Origin of the sequence: Pseudomonas sp. 2835 (assembly GCF_050435905.1) — a bacterium.
Taxonomy (GTDB): domain Bacteria; phylum Pseudomonadota; class Gammaproteobacteria; order Pseudomonadales; family Pseudomonadaceae; genus Aquipseudomonas.
The window spans coordinates 1-16158 of sequence record NZ_JBNDLE010000030.1 but is presented as its reverse complement, the minus strand read 5'-3'; the positions used below and the strand labels follow the sequence as shown (position 1 = coordinate 16158).

The 16158-nt window shown below is 64.6% G+C and carries 13 protein-coding genes and 1 pseudogene; 11 read left to right on the top strand and 3 right to left on the bottom strand.

Annotated features, from left to right (window positions below):
- Positions 1-69 precede the first annotated feature (69 nt).
- The 3 genes and pseudogenes from tssM to vasI all read right to left on the bottom strand — a co-directional run bounded on the left by tssM (position 70) and on the right by vasI (position 5718).
- Positions 70-3678 carry a type VI secretion system membrane subunit TssM gene (tssM, locus tag ABIE20_RS26170; protein ID WP_429508356.1) on the bottom strand — a complete coding sequence of 1203 codons (3609 nt, stop codon included), beginning with the start codon at positions 3676-3678 and terminating at the stop codon, positions 70-72.
- A gap of 7 nt (positions 3679-3685) precedes the next feature.
- Positions 3686-5116 (bottom strand): annotated as a pseudogene (gene tssA, locus ABIE20_RS26165) (type VI secretion system protein TssA).
- A complete protein-coding gene (gene vasI, locus ABIE20_RS26160; RefSeq protein WP_429508354.1) occupies positions 5104-5718 on the bottom strand; it encodes a type VI secretion system-associated protein VasI in 615 nt (204 codons plus the stop codon). Before vasI ends, tssA begins: the two are co-directional and overlap by 13 nt.
- Positions 5719-6076: 358 nt before the next feature.
- Between vasI and tssB the strand changes: the two genes are divergently transcribed.
- The 11 genes from tssB to ABIE20_RS26105 all read left to right on the top strand — a co-directional run.
- Positions 6077-6592 carry a type VI secretion system contractile sheath small subunit gene (gene tssB, locus ABIE20_RS26155; RefSeq protein WP_429508352.1) on the top strand — a complete coding sequence of 172 codons (516 nt, stop codon included), beginning with the start codon at positions 6077-6079 and terminating at the stop codon, positions 6590-6592.
- A 62-nt stretch (positions 6593-6654) separates the two neighbouring features.
- Positions 6655-8133 (top strand): type VI secretion system contractile sheath large subunit, encoded by a 1479-nt coding sequence (tssC, locus tag ABIE20_RS26150; RefSeq protein WP_429508350.1) that lies wholly within the window; start codon positions 6655-6657, stop codon positions 8131-8133.
- Positions 8134-8550 carry a type VI secretion system baseplate subunit TssE gene (gene tssE, locus ABIE20_RS26145; protein ID WP_429508348.1) on the top strand — a complete coding sequence of 139 codons (417 nt, stop codon included), beginning with the start codon at positions 8134-8136 and terminating at the stop codon, positions 8548-8550.
- Between the two features lie 7 nt (positions 8551-8557).
- Positions 8558-10324, top strand: coding sequence for a type VI secretion system baseplate subunit TssF (tssF, locus tag ABIE20_RS26140; protein WP_429508346.1), 1767 nt, complete (start codon positions 8558-8560; stop codon positions 10322-10324).
- On the top strand, positions 10288-11313 hold the full coding sequence (gene tssG / locus ABIE20_RS26135; protein WP_429508345.1) for a type VI secretion system baseplate subunit TssG: 1026 nt from the start codon (positions 10288-10290) through the stop codon (positions 11311-11313). Before tssF ends, tssG begins: the two co-directional genes overlap by 37 nt.
- Complete coding sequence (tssJ, locus tag ABIE20_RS26130; RefSeq protein ID WP_429508344.1) at positions 11310-12719, top strand: type VI secretion system lipoprotein TssJ; 1410 nt, start codon at positions 11310-11312, stop codon at positions 12717-12719. Before tssG ends, tssJ begins: the two co-directional genes overlap by 4 nt.
- 37 nt (positions 12720-12756) lie before the next feature.
- Complete coding sequence (gene tssK / locus ABIE20_RS26125) at positions 12757-14103, top strand: type VI secretion system baseplate subunit TssK (RefSeq protein WP_429508343.1); 1347 nt, start codon at positions 12757-12759, stop codon at positions 14101-14103.
- Complete coding sequence (gene icmH / locus ABIE20_RS26120) at positions 14096-14902, top strand: type IVB secretion system protein IcmH/DotU (protein ID WP_429508342.1); 807 nt, start codon at positions 14096-14098, stop codon at positions 14900-14902. Before tssK ends, icmH begins: the two co-directional genes overlap by 8 nt.
- 120 nt (positions 14903-15022) lie before the next feature.
- Entirely contained in the window at positions 15023-15535 is a 513-nt protein-coding gene (locus ABIE20_RS26115; RefSeq protein ID WP_045197961.1) for an Hcp family type VI secretion system effector, read from the top strand.
- Positions 15536-15610: 75 nt separating this feature from the next.
- Complete coding sequence (locus ABIE20_RS26110; RefSeq protein WP_429508341.1) at positions 15611-15868, top strand: PAAR domain-containing protein; 258 nt, start codon at positions 15611-15613, stop codon at positions 15866-15868.
- An 18-nt stretch (positions 15869-15886) separates the two neighbouring features.
- On the top strand, positions 15887-16158 hold a 272-nt coding region (locus tag ABIE20_RS26105), incomplete at its 3' end, for a contractile injection system protein, VgrG/Pvc8 family (RefSeq protein WP_429508340.1).

Genomic DNA, 16158 nt, shown 5'->3' with positions numbered 1-16158 from the left:
GAGCCTCAGTGTCTGCGCTGAGCGGCACGGGGGCCTTGATTTGTATCAAGCGCGGCGCGGGGTGCACGGCTATGACTCATCATCAACCGCCGGGCCGCGACGCGCTTCGAGCAAGGTCCTGGGCAAGGCAAACCCGGCAAAGCTGCGCTGGGTCACCGGGTTGTTGGCCTTCTGCACCCCGACCCGGTAGCGCATCAGGCCATCGGCGACGGCGAAGGTCAGGTCGACGCTGGTGTCGGTGCGGCCATTGAGCTGGGCGCGGCTGAGCAGGCGAAACAGCGACCAGGGCCCACGATAGCTGAGGCTGGCGGTGTTGCCGCTGCTGTTCACCAGCGTCAGCTGGCTGGCACTGGCACTGCCCAGGTCATTGGGCCAGACCAGCCCGGTGCGCTGTGGCGCGCCATGGCGGTACGGGACCAGTTGGCCGTCGATGCTCAGCAGGCTGCTCAGGCGACTGCTGCTCAAGGCCAGCGGCTCGATGCTCAATTGCACTGCCAGGTGGCCACGGTTGTTGAAGAAGGTGTCACGGATGCGTTCGGCATGCTGCAGTTGCTCCAGCACATCGCTGCGCACCAGGTAACCACCCAGGGCATCGGAGTACAGGGCGTCGAGGTTGTCCTTGAGGAACACGCTCAGGTACTGGTCCTGAAACTGTTGCAAGCGCCCCTTGGGGCCGAAGAAGGTTTCGAAGTCTTCCAGCGAGGCATCCTCGCCAGCGGGCCTGAACGGGTAACGATTGGCCAGGCGCTCATGATAGAAACTGTAGACCTCGCTGTCCCAGCGCTTTTCCAGCTCGCCCAGGGCGGCGATCATCAACACCTGGGCGGTCTGGTCGGCAAGCTTTCTGGCCTGCTGGTTGAGTGGTTCGGGCAAGCCGGCGGCGATACGCTGCAGGTTGGCAATCGGGTCGGCGCCGCCCAGCGAGAAGCGCTGCAATACCGCTTTCAATGCGGCCTTGCCCGGGTCGGGGCTGTCGTGCACGGTCTTGGCGTAGTCGTACAGCGCACTGACCGCGCGCAGGGTTTCATCATAGTAGGACGGCCGGTCAGCCTGGGCCGTGATCAACTCCGCCAGGCCGGAAAATGCCCGGCGGATCGCCACCGCCTGGAGCGGCTCATCCGCTGCCGTTTGCGAACCGGCTACCGGCTCAAGCTCGGCCACAGGCAGCGACGGAAAAATCACCGTGTTGTCACGCAGGGTTTCCAGCAGGCGGCGCACCGGTGCGCTAGGCCCGGTCACCTGCTCAAGCACTGCCACGCCGTGGCCCAGGTCACGAAAATCGACGATCGAAATCTGGTTCAGTGCCCGGCGCCAGCTGTCCACATAGTCGGCGTGGTACAGGGCGCGAATGCGCTGGCTGAGCACTTCGCGGTCATGCTCGGAGAAATCCAGGCGCTGACGTTCGCCGAGTACCCATTGGTCGATCATTGCCAGCTCGATGAGGTTACCGCTACCCGATTCGAAATAGGCTTTGTAGCCTTTGGCCGTGAGCAGCGGAGCCAGCAACAGGCCATCGCTTTCACTGGCGGGCGGCCCCTGGTAGATGATGTCGAAAGCCGGGCCCACTTCGCTGCGCAGGTCCAGCGCCGGCTGCAGGCGCGCCTGCGCCTGGCGCTTGAGGGCCAGGTAAACCCGCTCGGCCATGGGTCGCTGACGCAAGGTCTGTTGCACCTGGGCGATGCGTTGGTGGTGCTGCGGCAAATCGGCATCGGCGTACTTCAGCGCGTAGTCGAGGTGGCGCATCAGGTCGGCCTGCACCTGCCCCTGCCCGGGGTAGGCGCGTTGCCATTGCCTGGCAGCCCACTGTTCGACAATGGCCGCCTGGCGATTGCCTCGATCTTCAATCATGCGGTACACGCGCAACGCCTCCAGTTGCTCGTCACTGCCAGAAGGCGCGGCATTGACAGCGTCAAGGGCGCGGCTGGCGATGGCCGGCAAAAAGCGCTTGGACAGCAGGTTGAGGTAGGCTTCGTCTACCGTCGGGCCAATCTTCTTGCCCTGGTACAGGCCCATGTCGGACAGCAGAGGCCAGGCCTGACGATAGTCGCCGTACACCGACACCGCGTCACGAATCTGATCCAGCGGCGCCAGCAGGTTCCGGCCAGTGGTGTCGACCTTGGCATCGATATCCCGCGCACTGAACTCCTGGCTTTTGGCCAGGACACTGGCCGCCTTGTCACGGTTGACGGTGAAATACACCTGCCACAGCCCGACCGCCAGCAAGCAGCCCAGCGAAGCAACGCCAAACCCCGCAAGCAACAACCGGCGCTTGCTACGGGCGACCTTGATGTTGTCGCCGGCCAACCCCGCTTCCGGGTAGATGACCCGTTGGAACAACTGCTGGGCGAAATAGACGACCTTGCCGCCGGCAGGCTTTACCTCGGCCGCCGGCGACGGCAGTTGATAGGATTTGCCGGCCTCGTCGACGAAGGCGTTGGTCAGCATGCCCTGCTGGTACACCGAGGAAAAATACACCCCCCGCACCAGTGCAGGCGTGGTGAAGCGGTCACTGCCAAGCATCTCGGCCAAAAAACCCAGCAGTGCCGGGCGCAGGCCGGACAACTGCCGAACCAGCGCCACCAGGCGCTGGCGCTCGCTCAGCGAATGGGCCTGGGCGCAGCTGTCGAACACGTGCGCCCCCAGGCGCTCGACAAACCTGTCGTAACGGCTGGCCAGCTCTTGCTGCCAGGCATCAAAGTCGTCCACTGCCTCCAGGCTGAAGGTGAAGCCCAGCAATGCTTCACGCCCGCTCGGCGAGAGCCGGGCAAAGCACTCTTCGAAACCTTCCAGCAGGTCGACCTTGCTCAGGGTCACGTACACCGGCAACCGGGTGCCCAATTGCCGGGTCAGTTCATACAGCCGTGTGCGCAGCAGGTTCGCCTGGGCCTTGCGCTGCTCCGGTGCCTGGGTCAGCAAGCTTTGCAGGTCAATCACCAGCACCACGCCATTGAGGGCGCGGCGGCTGCGAGTGCGGGCCAGCCAGTCGAGCAGGTGCAGCCACAGCCGCTGGTGTGTACCGACGGGAAGCCCCTGCTGAACGCTGTCTTCGCCCCCGGCATTGGTTTCGTGGGGCAATGGCCCTTCAGGCTGGCTGAGCAGTTCGCCCGGCGGGTCGATCAGCACAGCCTCATCGCCCATCCACCAGTCGATCGGATACGCCAGGTCGGCATCCTGCTGGGCTCTGGCGCCCTCGCGGGTGACCTGGGACAGGGCGAAGCTCTGGTTGGAGCGGGTAACCAGGCTGGTCTTGCCGGCATTCTCGGCCCCGAGCACCAGGTACCAGGGCAGTTGGTACAGCGAGCGGCGGCGCTCCATGTTGTTGAGCAGGTGATCGAGGCTGCGCGCCAGCGCCCGCTCCTGGGCCTGTACATGGGGCAGACAGGGGTCGGCCTGGCGCGCCGCCTGCTGTTGGCGCTCGGCCTGAAACGCCTGGTATCGCCGGCGTACCCGCCAGGCCCAGGCCAGCAGCGGCGCTACCAGCACCACGACACTGGCCGCTACGCGCATGGGCAAGTGCGCCAGCGGTCGATGGTCATTCCAGGACCACTGCGGGCCCAGCCACCAGATTGCGCCCAGCAACAGCAGCACGCCCAGCAGCACCAACAGCGCCAATGACCGGTTGAACTGGCGCAGCACCGGCAGCCCCCAACGCTTGAGGTGACTCCAGACCCTATCCATATTTTCGCTACTCCTTGACTGCAGTGATCAGCGGGTCGGCGCCAGGGCGCTGTGCCACCTTCAGGTACAACTGTGGCTCCCAGCCCTGTGCGCTGGTCTCGCGCATCACCCGGGCAACGCCGGCATACAGATCGTCCGCCAGCCACACCAGACCGCGGGCGGCCAACAGGTCGGCGGCAATCACCGTGGCATGGCAACGGTGGCGTGGGGCCTGCTGCCCGGCTTGCAGTTCCTGCAAACGCAACAGCACGACCTCGACGCCTTCGCGATCTAACTGGGTAATCAATTCGTCGCGCAGCCCGGCGAACTCCTGCACCGGGCTGTGCGCCGCCTCGGGCTGATCGGCGCCGCTGATCCAGGCCAGGGTCTGGGCATCGGCGAACGGCGTGCCGTCGCTGAAGCACAAGCTGGTCAACCCCGGTAAACGGCAGGCGAAGCGCTCGCAGGCCTGGCGAATGGCACCCGCCACTTCGTCCATGGCCAGGCGCGAGGCCACGCTGGCCGCCAAAAAGCTGCCCCGCAACCAGTAGGGTGAGGCGCCAACGCTGCGCTCGATGCGCATCAGCAACGCGGGCTCGACGTTGTTCGCGGCTAGGGCGTCGTGGTAGCAGTCGACGATATCCCGGGGCACCGCGCTGAGTTCAGTGCGCCGCTCGCGGGTGACCGATGGCGCGGTGCGTACAGGGGTCCACAAGGCGAAGCGCCGCAACTGATAGCCCACCGGGTCGTAGGGGTCCTGCTGGTTGATCTGTTCGGCCATGTTCAGCAAGGCCCGGCGCTGTTCGCGCTCATTGCCCACCGGCGCCGAGCTTGCGAAGAACGCCGGGCTCAGGCCGGCGTCGGCAGCTACCACGCGGCTTGCCGGGGTTGGCAGGCAGCGTTCACGGTACTTGCCCAGTTGCGATTGCAACGCTTCGATCGCTGCGGGCTCGAGCCGTGTGGTTTCAATGCCGTCCAGCAAGCTGGCCAGGGCCTGTTCAGCCTCGGCCTGGTGAGCCTCGGCAAAGCTGCTGCGCTGCAGGCTCGGCAGCGCCTGGCCGAGCCCCTCGAGCAGGCGCAGCACCTGCTTGCGCTTGTTCAGGTAGCCGGTCGGCCCTGGCACCGGGTGAGCACTGTCCCAGTAATGCTCGACCATGCCCGCCAGCAGCGTCACGGCAGCGCTCCAGTGCCCCCACTCTGCGGTGCGCAGTCACACCACCTGCAGATGCCCGAGGATGCGCAGGTGCTTGCACTGGGTAGCCAGGTACTGGCGCGAGGCTTCATCGATGTACGGCCAGTCGATGGTGTTCTCGCGCAGGCCGCCCAGCTTGACCATTTCCTGGTCGATGGCCTGGAAGGTTTCATCTTCCACATCAAAATAACCGGCGGGCCGGTCGGCCTCGATGGGCGCCAACAGCTGCGTGAGGGCGCCGGCCGGTAGGTCGATCACCAGCGACATAGCTGACGCTCCTGCTCGATCAGTTCACCCAGGCCTTGCGCATCGAAAACCAGCCCGTCCAGTGGCGGGTAATCGCTTTTCACGCTCAGGCGTTGGCCGCCGCCCATGCGCCGCAGCAAGGCAATGGCTTGCAGCCCGCGCCCGGCGTCAACCACCAGGCCGGCATCGTCGAGCACTTGCCAGGGGTAGGCATCGGCAACCGGTTGCCCGTCTTTGAGTAGCTGCAGGCGGATACGGTTGGGGCCCGGCGGATCATCCAGCACCAGTTGCACCCGGGAAATATTCGCCTCGCAGCTGATCGCAAGGTAGGGCCGCGGTGGCGCGGCGCCCAGCGCGGGCGCGGAAATGATCATCCGCTGGCGGCTGTCGTCATCGGCTTCGGGCCAGAGCGATACGAGGAAGCGAAAGTCATTCGCGGCGCGGCGCTGCTCGTTGCGCTGCACCAGGTCGACGACAGCGGGCACCAGGCCTGCCCGCGAAGCCGGAGTCTTCACCGGCGCCGGGCCCGGCGGCGTGCCGGCTGCTTCGTCGAAACAGGCCAGGCGCTTGAGCGGCGAAACGATCGAGGTGCAGTCTGGCGCCGCCAGCGCACTGGCTGGCATCAATACAGATACGCACAGGCCCAGCCACCTGTATCGCCACTCCTTGCCCATAGCGCCCATAGCCACTCCTCAGCTGCAACTCATGAAAGTTTGCCGATAGTTATTCAGTCGAATTCAACGTTTTTAAAGCATCACTCAAATAAAAAATGAAATGCAAGCTGTAACAGGCAAAAAAACAGCAATTCGCCAAATACAGGAAGAGCAAGTAAGAAATATAAACACAGTTTTAAACATAAATCGGAATATTGGTAAATTCTCCTACGCATTAATCAGATCATTTTGGGAAGCATCCGACATGACAAAGGGCATTGGATCCATTCTTAATGTAAATGACCTACAGCCTGAAATGGATATTCCCATGTCAAAGATGCACGGTTCCGTCGCCCCCAAAGAGCGCATCAATATCAAATATGTGCCCGCTACCGGTGATCAGCAGGCAGAAGTCGAACTGCCGCTGAAACTGCTGGTCACCGGGGATTTCCTCGGCCGCAGCGATACCTCGAGCCTCGAGGAGCGCCGCCCGGTGCGCATTGACAAGGACAGTTTCAATGCCGTGCTGGCGGAGGCCGAAGTCGGTTTGCAGATGGCGGTGCCATCGACACTGAGCGCCGACAGCGACAATGACCTTAACGTGCACCTGCACTTTCGCTCGATCAATGACTTTGGCCCGGATGCCATCGCCCGGCAAGTACCGGAGTTGAACAAACTGCTGCAACTTCGCGAAGCACTGGTCGCACTTAAAGGGCCGATGGGTAATGTACCGGCCTTTCGCAAGCACTTGCAAAGCCTGCTCAGTGACGAAGCCACCCGCCAGCGCCTGGCCCAGGAACTCGACCTGGTCCTGGATGCAACAAACACGGTTACCGACGCATAACCACCGCGCCACTAACACTGACTCCCCTGCCCTGCATCCCAGCTATGAACGGAGAACCCACCATGCCCAAGGAAAGCGCAGCAGCCCAGGTCCTGGCGACCGATGAACACGCCTCGCTGCTCGATCAACTGCTGGCCAACACCACGATCCGCCCAGCCCAGGAAGGCTACGCCATCGCCCGCCAGGGGGTGGCCGCGTACATCAGCGAAATCCTGCAGAGCGGTGATCACCAGCAACCGGTGAACAAGCACCGGGTCGACCAGATGATCAGCGAGATCGACCAGGCCTTGAGCCAGCAAATCGACCAGATCCTCCACCAGCCGCAGTTCCAGCAACTGGAGTCGGCCTGGCGCGGTTTGAAGCTGCTGGTCGATCGCACGGATTTTCGCGAGAACATCAAGCTCGAGGTGCTGCATGTCACCAAGGAGGAGTTGCTCGACGACTTCGACAATGCCGGCGACATCACCCGCAGCGGCCTGTACAAGCACGTCTACAGCGCAGGCTTCGGCCAGTTCGGTGGCGAGCCGGTGGCGGCGATGATCGGCAACTACACCTTCGGCCCGTCATCGCCGGATATCAAATTGCTCGGCTACGTGGCAGCGGTTGGCGCCATGGCCCATGCGCCGTTCGTGATGGCCGCAGGGCCTGAGTTTTTCAACCTCAAGAGCTTCCACGACCTGGCCGCGGTCAAGGAAGTCAACGACATCTTCGAAGGCCCCGCCCATGCCAAATGGCGCGGCTTGCGTGACATGGAAGACGCCAAGTACCTGGCAGCGACCCTGCCGCGCTTTTTGTTGCGCTCGCCCTGGCACAGCACCGAGAACCCGATTCGCAGCTTCTGCTACGACGAGGGCATCGACGCCAACCATGACCACTACCTGTGGGGCAACACCGCGTTCCTGATGGCTTCACGCATCACCGAAAGCTTTGCCCGCTACCGCTGGTGCCCGAACATCATCGGTCCGCAATCGGGCGGTGCGGTCGATGACCTGCCGGTGCACCTGTTCGAAGCCATGGGCCAGTTGCAGGCCAAGATCCCCACCGAGGTGCTGATTTCCGATCGCAAGGAGTTCGAGCTGTCCGAAGCCGGCTTCATCCCCCTGACCATGCGCAAGGACAGCGACAACGCGGCGTTCTTCTCGGCCAACTCGGTGCAAAAACCCAAGACCTTCCCCAAGACCCGCGAGGGCCAGCAAGCGCAGACCAACTACAAGCTGGGCACCCAGTTGCCCTACCTGTTCATCGTCAATCGCCTGGCCCATTACATCAAGGTGCTGCAACGCGAGCAGATCGGCAGCTGGAAGGAGCGCCAGGACGTCGAGCGCGAACTGACCACCTGGCTCAAGCAATACGTTGCCGACCAGGACAACCCGTCCGCCGATGTACGTAGCCGCCGCCCCCTGCGCGCCGCGCAGATCGAAGTCCAGGAGGTGGCCGGCAACCCGGGCTGGTACCAGGTCTCGCTGGCGGTGCGCCCGCACTTCAAGTACATGGGCGCCAACTTCGAGATCTCGCTGGTTGGCCGCCTGGACACCCAGTAAATGAGCGTCGACAGCCTGTTCGAACGCCTCGAGCCCGAGGCCCCGCGCTATCGCCCGGGCACGGCGCAAAGCCACGCCCGGCAGGCGATCGAAGCGATCAAGCGTCACCTCGAACAGGTGCTCAACGCCCGCCAGGGCTGCTCGCAAAGCAGCCCTGAACTGGGCCTGCGTGATTTCAACGGTGCCGCCCAGGGCAGCAATGACCTGTTGATTGCCATCAGCGCCGACATCCGCCACTCGGTCGAGGCATTCGAGCCGCGGATCAAGGTCACCGGTGTGCGTTATCAGCCTGACCCGGACCTGCCGCTGGAGCTCAACTTTCGCCTCGACTGCCAGGTACGGCTCGAGCACAGGGAAGAACAGGTGCAACTGCAAGTGGCCATGCATGGCCGCGACGGCTACACCCGGGTGAAGTGAGAAGACCATGAGCTTGAAACAACGCTTTGCCGATGAACTGCGTTACCTGCGCGAGCTGGGTCGCGAGTTTGCCGAAGACAACCCGCAACTGGCGCAGTTTCTCGGCGACCAGGCCGGCGACCCGGACGTCGAGCGCTTGCTGGAAGGCTTCGCCTTCCTCACCGCAAGGCTGGGCATGAAGATCGACGACGACCTGCCCGAGCTGACCCACCCGTTGCTGCAGATGCTCTGGCCCAACTACCTGCGACCGCTGCCCAGCGCCACCATCGTGCGCTTCGAGCCGCGGCCTGACGCGATCACCCAGCGCAAAGTGCTGCCCAAGGGCACACGGCTGTTCGCCAAGCCTGTGGATGGCGTGTCGTGCGAGTTTCGCACCTGTACCGAAGTCAGCCTGTTCCCCCTGGCCGTGCAAGAGGTCAGCGACGCGCACAGCCGCGAGACCTCGATGCTGCGCATCGATCTCAAGGTGCTGACCCCGCAACCGCTCGACAGCCTGGAGTGCGAGCAACTGGATTTTCACCTGAGCGGTGACGACGCCACGGCCCAGACCCTGTACCTGTGGATTGCCCACTACCTGAAACGCCTGACCCTGCATATCGATGGCAACACCTACGGGCTGTCGGTCGAGAACATCGGCTTTCCCGGGTTCAGCGCCGAAGAGGCGCTGCTGCCCTACCCGCGCAATGTCTTCGACGGCTACCGGATATTGCAGGAGTACTTCGTCTTCCCCCAGCGCTTTCACTTCTTCAGCCTCACTGGCCTTGCCCGGGTATGGCCGGCGCTGAGCTGCGGGCAGATACGCTTCGAGTTCGAATTCTCCCGGCCCATGCCGGCCAACATTCGCCTGCGCACCCGCGACCTGCAGCTGTACTGCGCACCGGCAGTCAACCTGTTCAGCCACGATGCCGAGCCCATTGCCCTCGACGGGCGTCAGCTGGAGCGGCGCGTCCGGCCTGCGGGCAAACACCCTGAAGCGTATGAGGTGTTCAGTGTCGACCGGGTAGCCGGCTGGGATGCCAGCGACAAGGAGCGCAAGGGCGATCCGCTGCGCACCTTCACCCCTTTCGAGTCGTTCCAGCACGAGATCGAACTGGCCCGCGGGCGCACGGCCCTGTACTTTCGCACCCACATCGAAGAATCCCATGGCCGTGACGGCCTGATCCATCGCATCGCCTTTGTTCGCGGCGACGAGAGCCTGTACATCGGCGAGCGCGAAACCGCCTCGATCGAGCTGACCTGCAGCAACCGCGACCTGCCCCAGGCCCTGGGGGTCGGCGATCTGTCGTTGTCGACCGAGGCGACGCCTTCGTTCGCCACTTACACCAACCTGATCGCACCGACCCGCGCCTACCGGCCGGTACTCGACAGCAGCCTGCACTGGACGCTGATTTCCAACCTGTCGCTCAACTACCTGTCACTGCTGTCGGCCGAGCCGCTCAAGGCGGTGATCCGCGCCTACGACTTTGCCGCCCTGCATGACCTGCAGCAGGCCCGGGCCACGCGCAAACGCCTCAATGGCATCGGCCAGGCCCAGACCAGCGCGGTCGACTGGCTGATGAAGGGCCTGCCGGTACGCGGCCTGCAGACCAGCCTGCACCTGGACCAGCAGGCCTTTCTCTGCGAGGGCGACCTGTACCTGTTCGCCAGCGTGTTGTCACGCTTCTTTGCCCTCTACGCCAGCATCAATTCCTTCCATCGCCTGGAAGTGATCAACACCACCAACAACGAGCATTATGAATGGCCACTGTTGACCGGCAGGCAACCCCTGATCTAGTCGAAGCGCTGCTGGCCGACGCCCGCAACTATTCGTTCCATCGCCTGCTCGAGCACCTGCACGCCCTGCACGGCGACGACCTCGAAGCACTGCCTGCGGGCCCGGCCACGCGCCGGCGGATCCGCCTGCAGAGCCAGGCTGGCCTCGGCTTTCCCGCGTCCGACGTGACCCAGGCGGGCTTGCTGGCCGACGACGGCAGCGGCCATCAGCGTTATCGGGTGCAAACCAGCTTCTTCGGCCTGCAGGGCAGCGACTCGCCCCTGCCCGCCTATTACCTCGACCGCCTGGCCTACGAGCAGGCCCAGGAGCGCGGGATTCGCCCGGCGTTCCTGGACTTTTTCAATCATCGCCTGCTGACCCTGCTGCACCAGAGCTGGCGCAAGTACCGCTACTACATCCGCTTCCAGCCCGGGGCCCGCGACCGTTTTTCGCGCTATGTGTTTTCCTTGATCGGCCTGAACGACAACGACCTGCGCGGTGCTACACCCTTGCCCTGGGGCCGCCTGCTGAGTTTTACCGGGTTGATCGCCAGCCGCAGCCGCCCGCCGTCGATGGTGTCCGGCATCGTCGAGCATTGCTTCGATGTCCAGGGTGTCTACATACGCGAGTTCGAACGGCGCACCGTGCCCGTGCCGCCGCGTCAGCGCCTGGTACTGGGCGAGCGAAACGGCCAGCTGGGCAGCAGCTTCGTGGTCGGCGAGCGCACCCGGACCCGCGCCAGCAAGTTCACCCTGGTGATCCCCAACCTGTCCCAGGCGCGCTTTCGCCAGTTTCTGCCCAGTGGTGCGCAGTTCGCACGCCTGCGCCAGCTGCTGGAGTTTCTGCTGCGTGACGTGACCGCCTACGATCTGGAGCTGCGCCTGTGCGCAGAGGACGTACCGCCGTTCAACCTGCAACGCCAGGGCGGTACGCACCTGGGCTGGACCAGCTTCATCGAGAGCCAGCAACAGCACCACCCCGCCGTGGTACGGATCAGGGGGCGCGCATGAACCTGACCCTGGTGATCGGCAATCCGGCGCAACTGCTGCATGGCTGCCTGCCCAGCCGGCGCATGGATGACAGCGGCGGCCTGATCGGCAGCTATGGCTGCGACTGGCTGCTGCGTGACCGCTCTGGCCGCGTGCGCCCTCAGCACTGCCGGATTCACTGGCATGAAGGCCGCTTCTGCGTCACCGACCTGTGCGACGGCACCTACCTCAATGGCCATGACCTGCCCCTGGGCTGCGGCGCCACGGTGCGCCTGAACGAAGGCGACTGGCTTCAGGTCGGTGTCTACCGGATCGTCGTGCACCTGCACACCACTGCCTGCACAGACGCTGATCCGCGCCACCTGAGCCAGCGCTCGCTGGCCGAGCTGCTCAGCGGGCACGAGGAAGGCCTGGAAGACTGGCACGCCAATACCCGCGCGCTGCAGCCGGCGCCCGTGCCTGCCCCGGCCTTGTGCGCGGATTTCGAGCGATTGTGCCGGCCACTGGATCCGCGCGAACAGCACGACCCGATGCTGGGCCTGGGCGCGCCGCCGTCGACGCCACCGGCAGTTGCCCATCGGCAGCCCGCACACAACCACCGCCACCCGCCTGTTGCGCGTGGCAGGAAATACCCGGCAGCGGGCGGCTCACTGCGCCTGGGCCTGTTGCTGCTGGCAGCCCTGGCCCTCGGCGGCTGCACACTGCTGGGCAAGCTCGGCCAGGTGATCATCGACCCTTCGACGCCGGTGGGCGGGCCCGATGATCAACCCAGCTACTACTCGCTGAGCCTGCACGCCAGCGATGACGTCAACCGCCGCCTGGTCACCCCCGGCAACGCGCCAATGACCGCCGAACATCCCGCCGAGGCGCCCTACCGCCTGGACATCAAGGCCAGCAGCCCTCAGGCCCTGGCAGACAAGCTGCAAGCGGTGCTGGAGCATCTGTACGAAAACGCCCCGGCGCAGTCACCCGTCCTTGAGGAACCTGAGCCTGAAGCCCAGGCGTCCTGGGTCGAGGCGTCGGCGCTGGGCGATTACCAGGCTGCCGGCGTTCACCTGGCTACCTCGGCACAGCACCTCGCCCCGCAACTGATTGCCACGCCGGTGGCGTTCAGGGTCCTGCAACTGAGCGACGACTCGTTGCTGACCAGCGCCAGTGCCCAAGCCCTGGCGCTCGACCTTAAACAAGCCCTGGGCAGCACCTATATCCGCGTCGACGACTACCTGTTGCGACCCGGCCAGTTCAAGTTCATCGACCCTCAGCCCCTTGATGAGCAGACGCGCTTCGTCGCGGTGATCGCCGATTACCACAGCGAGGAGGTCAGCCAGTGGAAGCAGTTGCTGCGCGTCGAACCCAAGGGCCGGCGCTACGCGCTGCTGGTCGAGCTTGGCCAGGCGCAGGTCGAGCTCAAGGGTGAAACCCGATGACGCCATCTTGCGCCCCTTACATTCAGAGAGCCCGACAATGAGTTCACGCAACCCGGTCATTTGGCATGAGGGTTTGTTCGTCAAACCCCAGCACTTCCAGCAACAGGCACGCGCCACCGAGGCCGCCGCGCAACAGCGGGTCGAGAGCCTCAACCCGGCGCTTTACGGCTTCAGCGAGCTGGAGCTGAACAACGAGTTCCTCAATTTTGCCAAGGTGGCCATCAACCGCGCGCGCGGCATCCTGCCTGACGGCAGCGTGTTCGACATCCCCGGCGACCTGGCCCCGCCAGCGCCGCTGGAAATCAGCGACAGCGGCCTGGTCAACCAGGTGGTCTACCTGACACTGCCGCTCAAATCCGCCGGAAGCCTGGAGGTGCGCTGGCCCGAGCAGTACGCCAACAGCCGCTACATCGCCCAGCGCAAGCCGGTGCATGACATCCACAGCGAAGGCGGCGACCAGGTGGAAATGGACCTGGCGATCCCCAACCTGCAACTGATGCTCGAACGCGATGACCGCAGCGCCTTCACCAGCATTGCCGTGGGCAGGATCCACGACAAGCGGCCCGACGGCAGCCTGGTGATGGACGAGCAGTTCTACCCCACCAGCCTGTCATTGCAGGCGGTGCCGGCGCTGCAGCGCTACCTGGGCGAAATCACCGGGCTGATGCGTGAACGGGCGCGCAACCTGGCCGAACGCATCGGCTCGCCCGGGCAGTCCGGGGTGGCTGACGTCACCGACTTCAACCTGTTGCAAACCCTCAACCGCTGGTACCCGCTGTTCCAGCACCTGAGCCGGCAACGCCATGTCCACCCCGAGCGCCTGTACATCGCCTTTGCCCAGGCCTGCGGCGAGCTGGTGACCTTCACCGAGCAAAGCCACCTGCCCGATGAGTACCCGGCCTACCAGCACGACAACCTGCACCAGTGCTTCAAGCCCCTGGAACTGACCTTGCGCCGGGCCCTGGGCACGGTGCTGCAACCACGGGCAGTATCGCTGCCGATCGAAACCCTGGAGTACGGCGTCATGAGCGCCGCACTGGGCGACAAGCGCCTGCTGGACAACGCCGAGTTCATTCTGGCAGTACGCGCCAACCTGCCGCTGGACACCTTGCGCCAGCAGTTGCCGCGGCAGATCAAGATCAGCTCCAGCGAAACCCTGGGCCGGCTGATCAGCCTGCAACTGCCGGGCATCCCCTTGATTCCCCTGCCGGTGGCGCCACGCCACCTGCCCTTCCACGCCGGCTTCAGCTACTTCGAACTCGACCGCCACGACCCGGCCTGGCAAAGCCTGCGCAGCGCCAGTGGCTTTGGCTTCCACATCGCCGGCGATTTCCCTGAGCTTGAGCTGCAGCTGTGGGCCATCAGGAGTGAAAAAGATGCGTGATGCCAGCCAGGATCCTGACAACCCAGAGCCCCATTTTGATGCGTTGCTGCCCAAAGCCGTTAAGCCCGTCGACGCCCCCCGGCCGCGGCGCTGCGATCCGCAGTTCGAGCTGCGCGGGCTGTCGTGGAACCCGCTATGCGATGCCGCCATGCCGCTGATCGGGCTGGTCCTGCGCCTGCACAGCCTGGACGCGCACGAGGATGCGCTGGCCTTGCGTCAGAGCATTCATAACCAGATCGTCACGGTGATGGAGGAAGTCGCCCAGCTCGACTACGCACCCAGCACCCTCAAGGCCTACTCCTACAGCCTGTGCCTGCTGGTGGACGAAGTGGTCATGGCCAGCGACTGGGGCTTTCACGGCGAGTGGCGACAGCAGCCGTTGCTCAGTGCCTTGCACCATGAATCCTGGGGCGGCGAAAAGTTCTTCACCCTGCTGGCACGCATGTCCAGCGAAGCGGCCAAGTACCAGCACGTCCTGGAGTTCATGTACCTGTGCCTGTGCGTGGGCCTCAAGGGCAAGTACGGCAAGCAGGCCAATGGTGAAGCCGAGGTGCAGAAGATCATCACCCAGCTGCACGGCGTGCTGCGCCCGCTCAGGGGTGAAACGCCCACGCAACTGACCGAGCCGCTGCGCAATATCGCCCCACGCAACTACCGGCTCAAGCGCAGCCTGGCGCTGTGGACACCCTGGGCGCTGGCCGCAGTGGTCCTGGTGGGCGCCTACAGCGCCTACGCCCTGCGCCTGAACAGCATCAGCGAACAGGTGCTGGTGTCGCTGGAACGGATTCTCAGCCTTTGAACGATTTTCAGCGCGCCCCCGGGCGCCTGCAAAGCCTGGCCCATCGGGCCAACACACTCACCGTCATGGCGACGGTGGCGACCTGCGGGTCGTTCAATCGAACGCGACACGGAGCATGTCATGCCAACACCTGCCTACATCAGCATCCACGGCCAGAACCAGGGCCACATCACCAAGGGTGCCTTCACCGCCGACTCGGTCGGCAACGTCTATGTCGAAGGCCATGAAGACGAGATCCTCGCCCAGGAAATCGATCACCAGATCACCACCCCGACCGACCCGCAGAGCGGCCAGCCGTCGGGCCAGCGGGTGCACAAACCGCTGATCTTCACCAGTGCCCTGAGCAAGGCCTCGCCGATGCTCTACCAGGCCCTGGCCACCGGCGAAATGCTGCCGACCGTCGAGGTGAAGTGGTTTCGGACCTCGGTAGACGGCAAGCAGGAGCACTTCTTCACCACCAAGCTGGAGGACGCCACCGTGGTCGACATCCACACCGTGCTGCCCCATGCCCAGGACAGCGACAACGCCAACTACACCCAGCTGATCAAGACCAGCCTGGCCTACCGCAAGGTCAGCTGGAGCCATGAAGTGGCCGGCACCGAGGCCTCTGACGACTGGCGCAAACCGGCCTAACCGCTGCGCCCGTACCGTTGCGCCACGGCTCGCCTGTGGCGCACCCCTTTCCTGCTTCACCTATCAGGAGGCGATATGCCTGCCATCGTACTGCTTGGCCACAACCATCACTGCCCCACCTGCGGCCCGACCACGGTCGACAGTGGCGCCGACAGCTTCACCGTCAACGGCCGCGCCATCGCCCGGGTTGGCGACACCCTCGGCTGCGGCGCCAGCATCACCAGCGGCTCGCCGTCGATGACCATCGGCGGCCAACCGGTGGCCCGGGTCGGCGATACCACCGACCACAGCGGCACCCTGGAAAACGGCGACGCCAGCTGGCTGGTCGACTGACCCTACAAGGAGCCCCCCATGCCCCGCCAAAGCGACCTGCGCTTCACCTTCGAGCCCCTGCAGGGCGACGCCTTCGAAGTGGTCGAGTTCCGCCTCGAGGAAGGCCTGTCACAGCCCTTTCGCCTGAGCCTGGAACTGGCCAGCCACGACCCGGCTGTCGACTTCAACCGCGTGCTCGACCTTGCCGCGCTGTTCACCCTGTGGCGGGGCGACACCCCGGTGCGCTACGTGCACGGCCTGGTCAGCCTGTTCAGCCAGGGCGACACCGGCTTTCGCCGCACCCGCTACCG

Bases quoted from the DNA above. Each gene is read 5' to 3' on its own strand.
- tssM (WP_429508356.1), bottom strand. From the start codon at position 3,678: ATGGATAGGGTCTGGAGTCACCTCAAGCGTTGGGGGCTGCCGGTGCTG.
- vasI (WP_429508354.1), bottom strand. From the start codon at position 5,718: ATGCCAGCCAGTGCGCTGGCGGCGCCAGACTGCACCTCGATCGTTTCG.
- tssB (WP_429508352.1), top strand. From the start codon at position 6,077: ATGTCAAAGATGCACGGTTCCGTCGCCCCCAAAGAGCGCATCAATATC.
- tssC (WP_429508350.1), top strand. From the start codon at position 6,655: ATGCCCAAGGAAAGCGCAGCAGCCCAGGTCCTGGCGACCGATGAACAC.
- tssE (WP_429508348.1), top strand. From the start codon at position 8,134: ATGAGCGTCGACAGCCTGTTCGAACGCCTCGAGCCCGAGGCCCCGCGC.
- tssF (WP_429508346.1), top strand. From the start codon at position 8,558: ATGAGCTTGAAACAACGCTTTGCCGATGAACTGCGTTACCTGCGCGAG.
- tssG (WP_429508345.1), top strand. From the start codon at position 10,288: ATGGCCACTGTTGACCGGCAGGCAACCCCTGATCTAGTCGAAGCGCTG.
- tssJ (WP_429508344.1), top strand. From the start codon at position 11,310: ATGAACCTGACCCTGGTGATCGGCAATCCGGCGCAACTGCTGCATGGC.
- tssK (WP_429508343.1), top strand. From the start codon at position 12,757: ATGAGTTCACGCAACCCGGTCATTTGGCATGAGGGTTTGTTCGTCAAA.
- icmH (WP_429508342.1), top strand. From the start codon at position 14,096: ATGCGTGATGCCAGCCAGGATCCTGACAACCCAGAGCCCCATTTTGAT.
- ABIE20_RS26115 (WP_045197961.1), top strand. From the start codon at position 15,023: ATGCCAACACCTGCCTACATCAGCATCCACGGCCAGAACCAGGGCCAC.
- ABIE20_RS26110 (WP_429508341.1), top strand. From the start codon at position 15,611: ATGCCTGCCATCGTACTGCTTGGCCACAACCATCACTGCCCCACCTGC.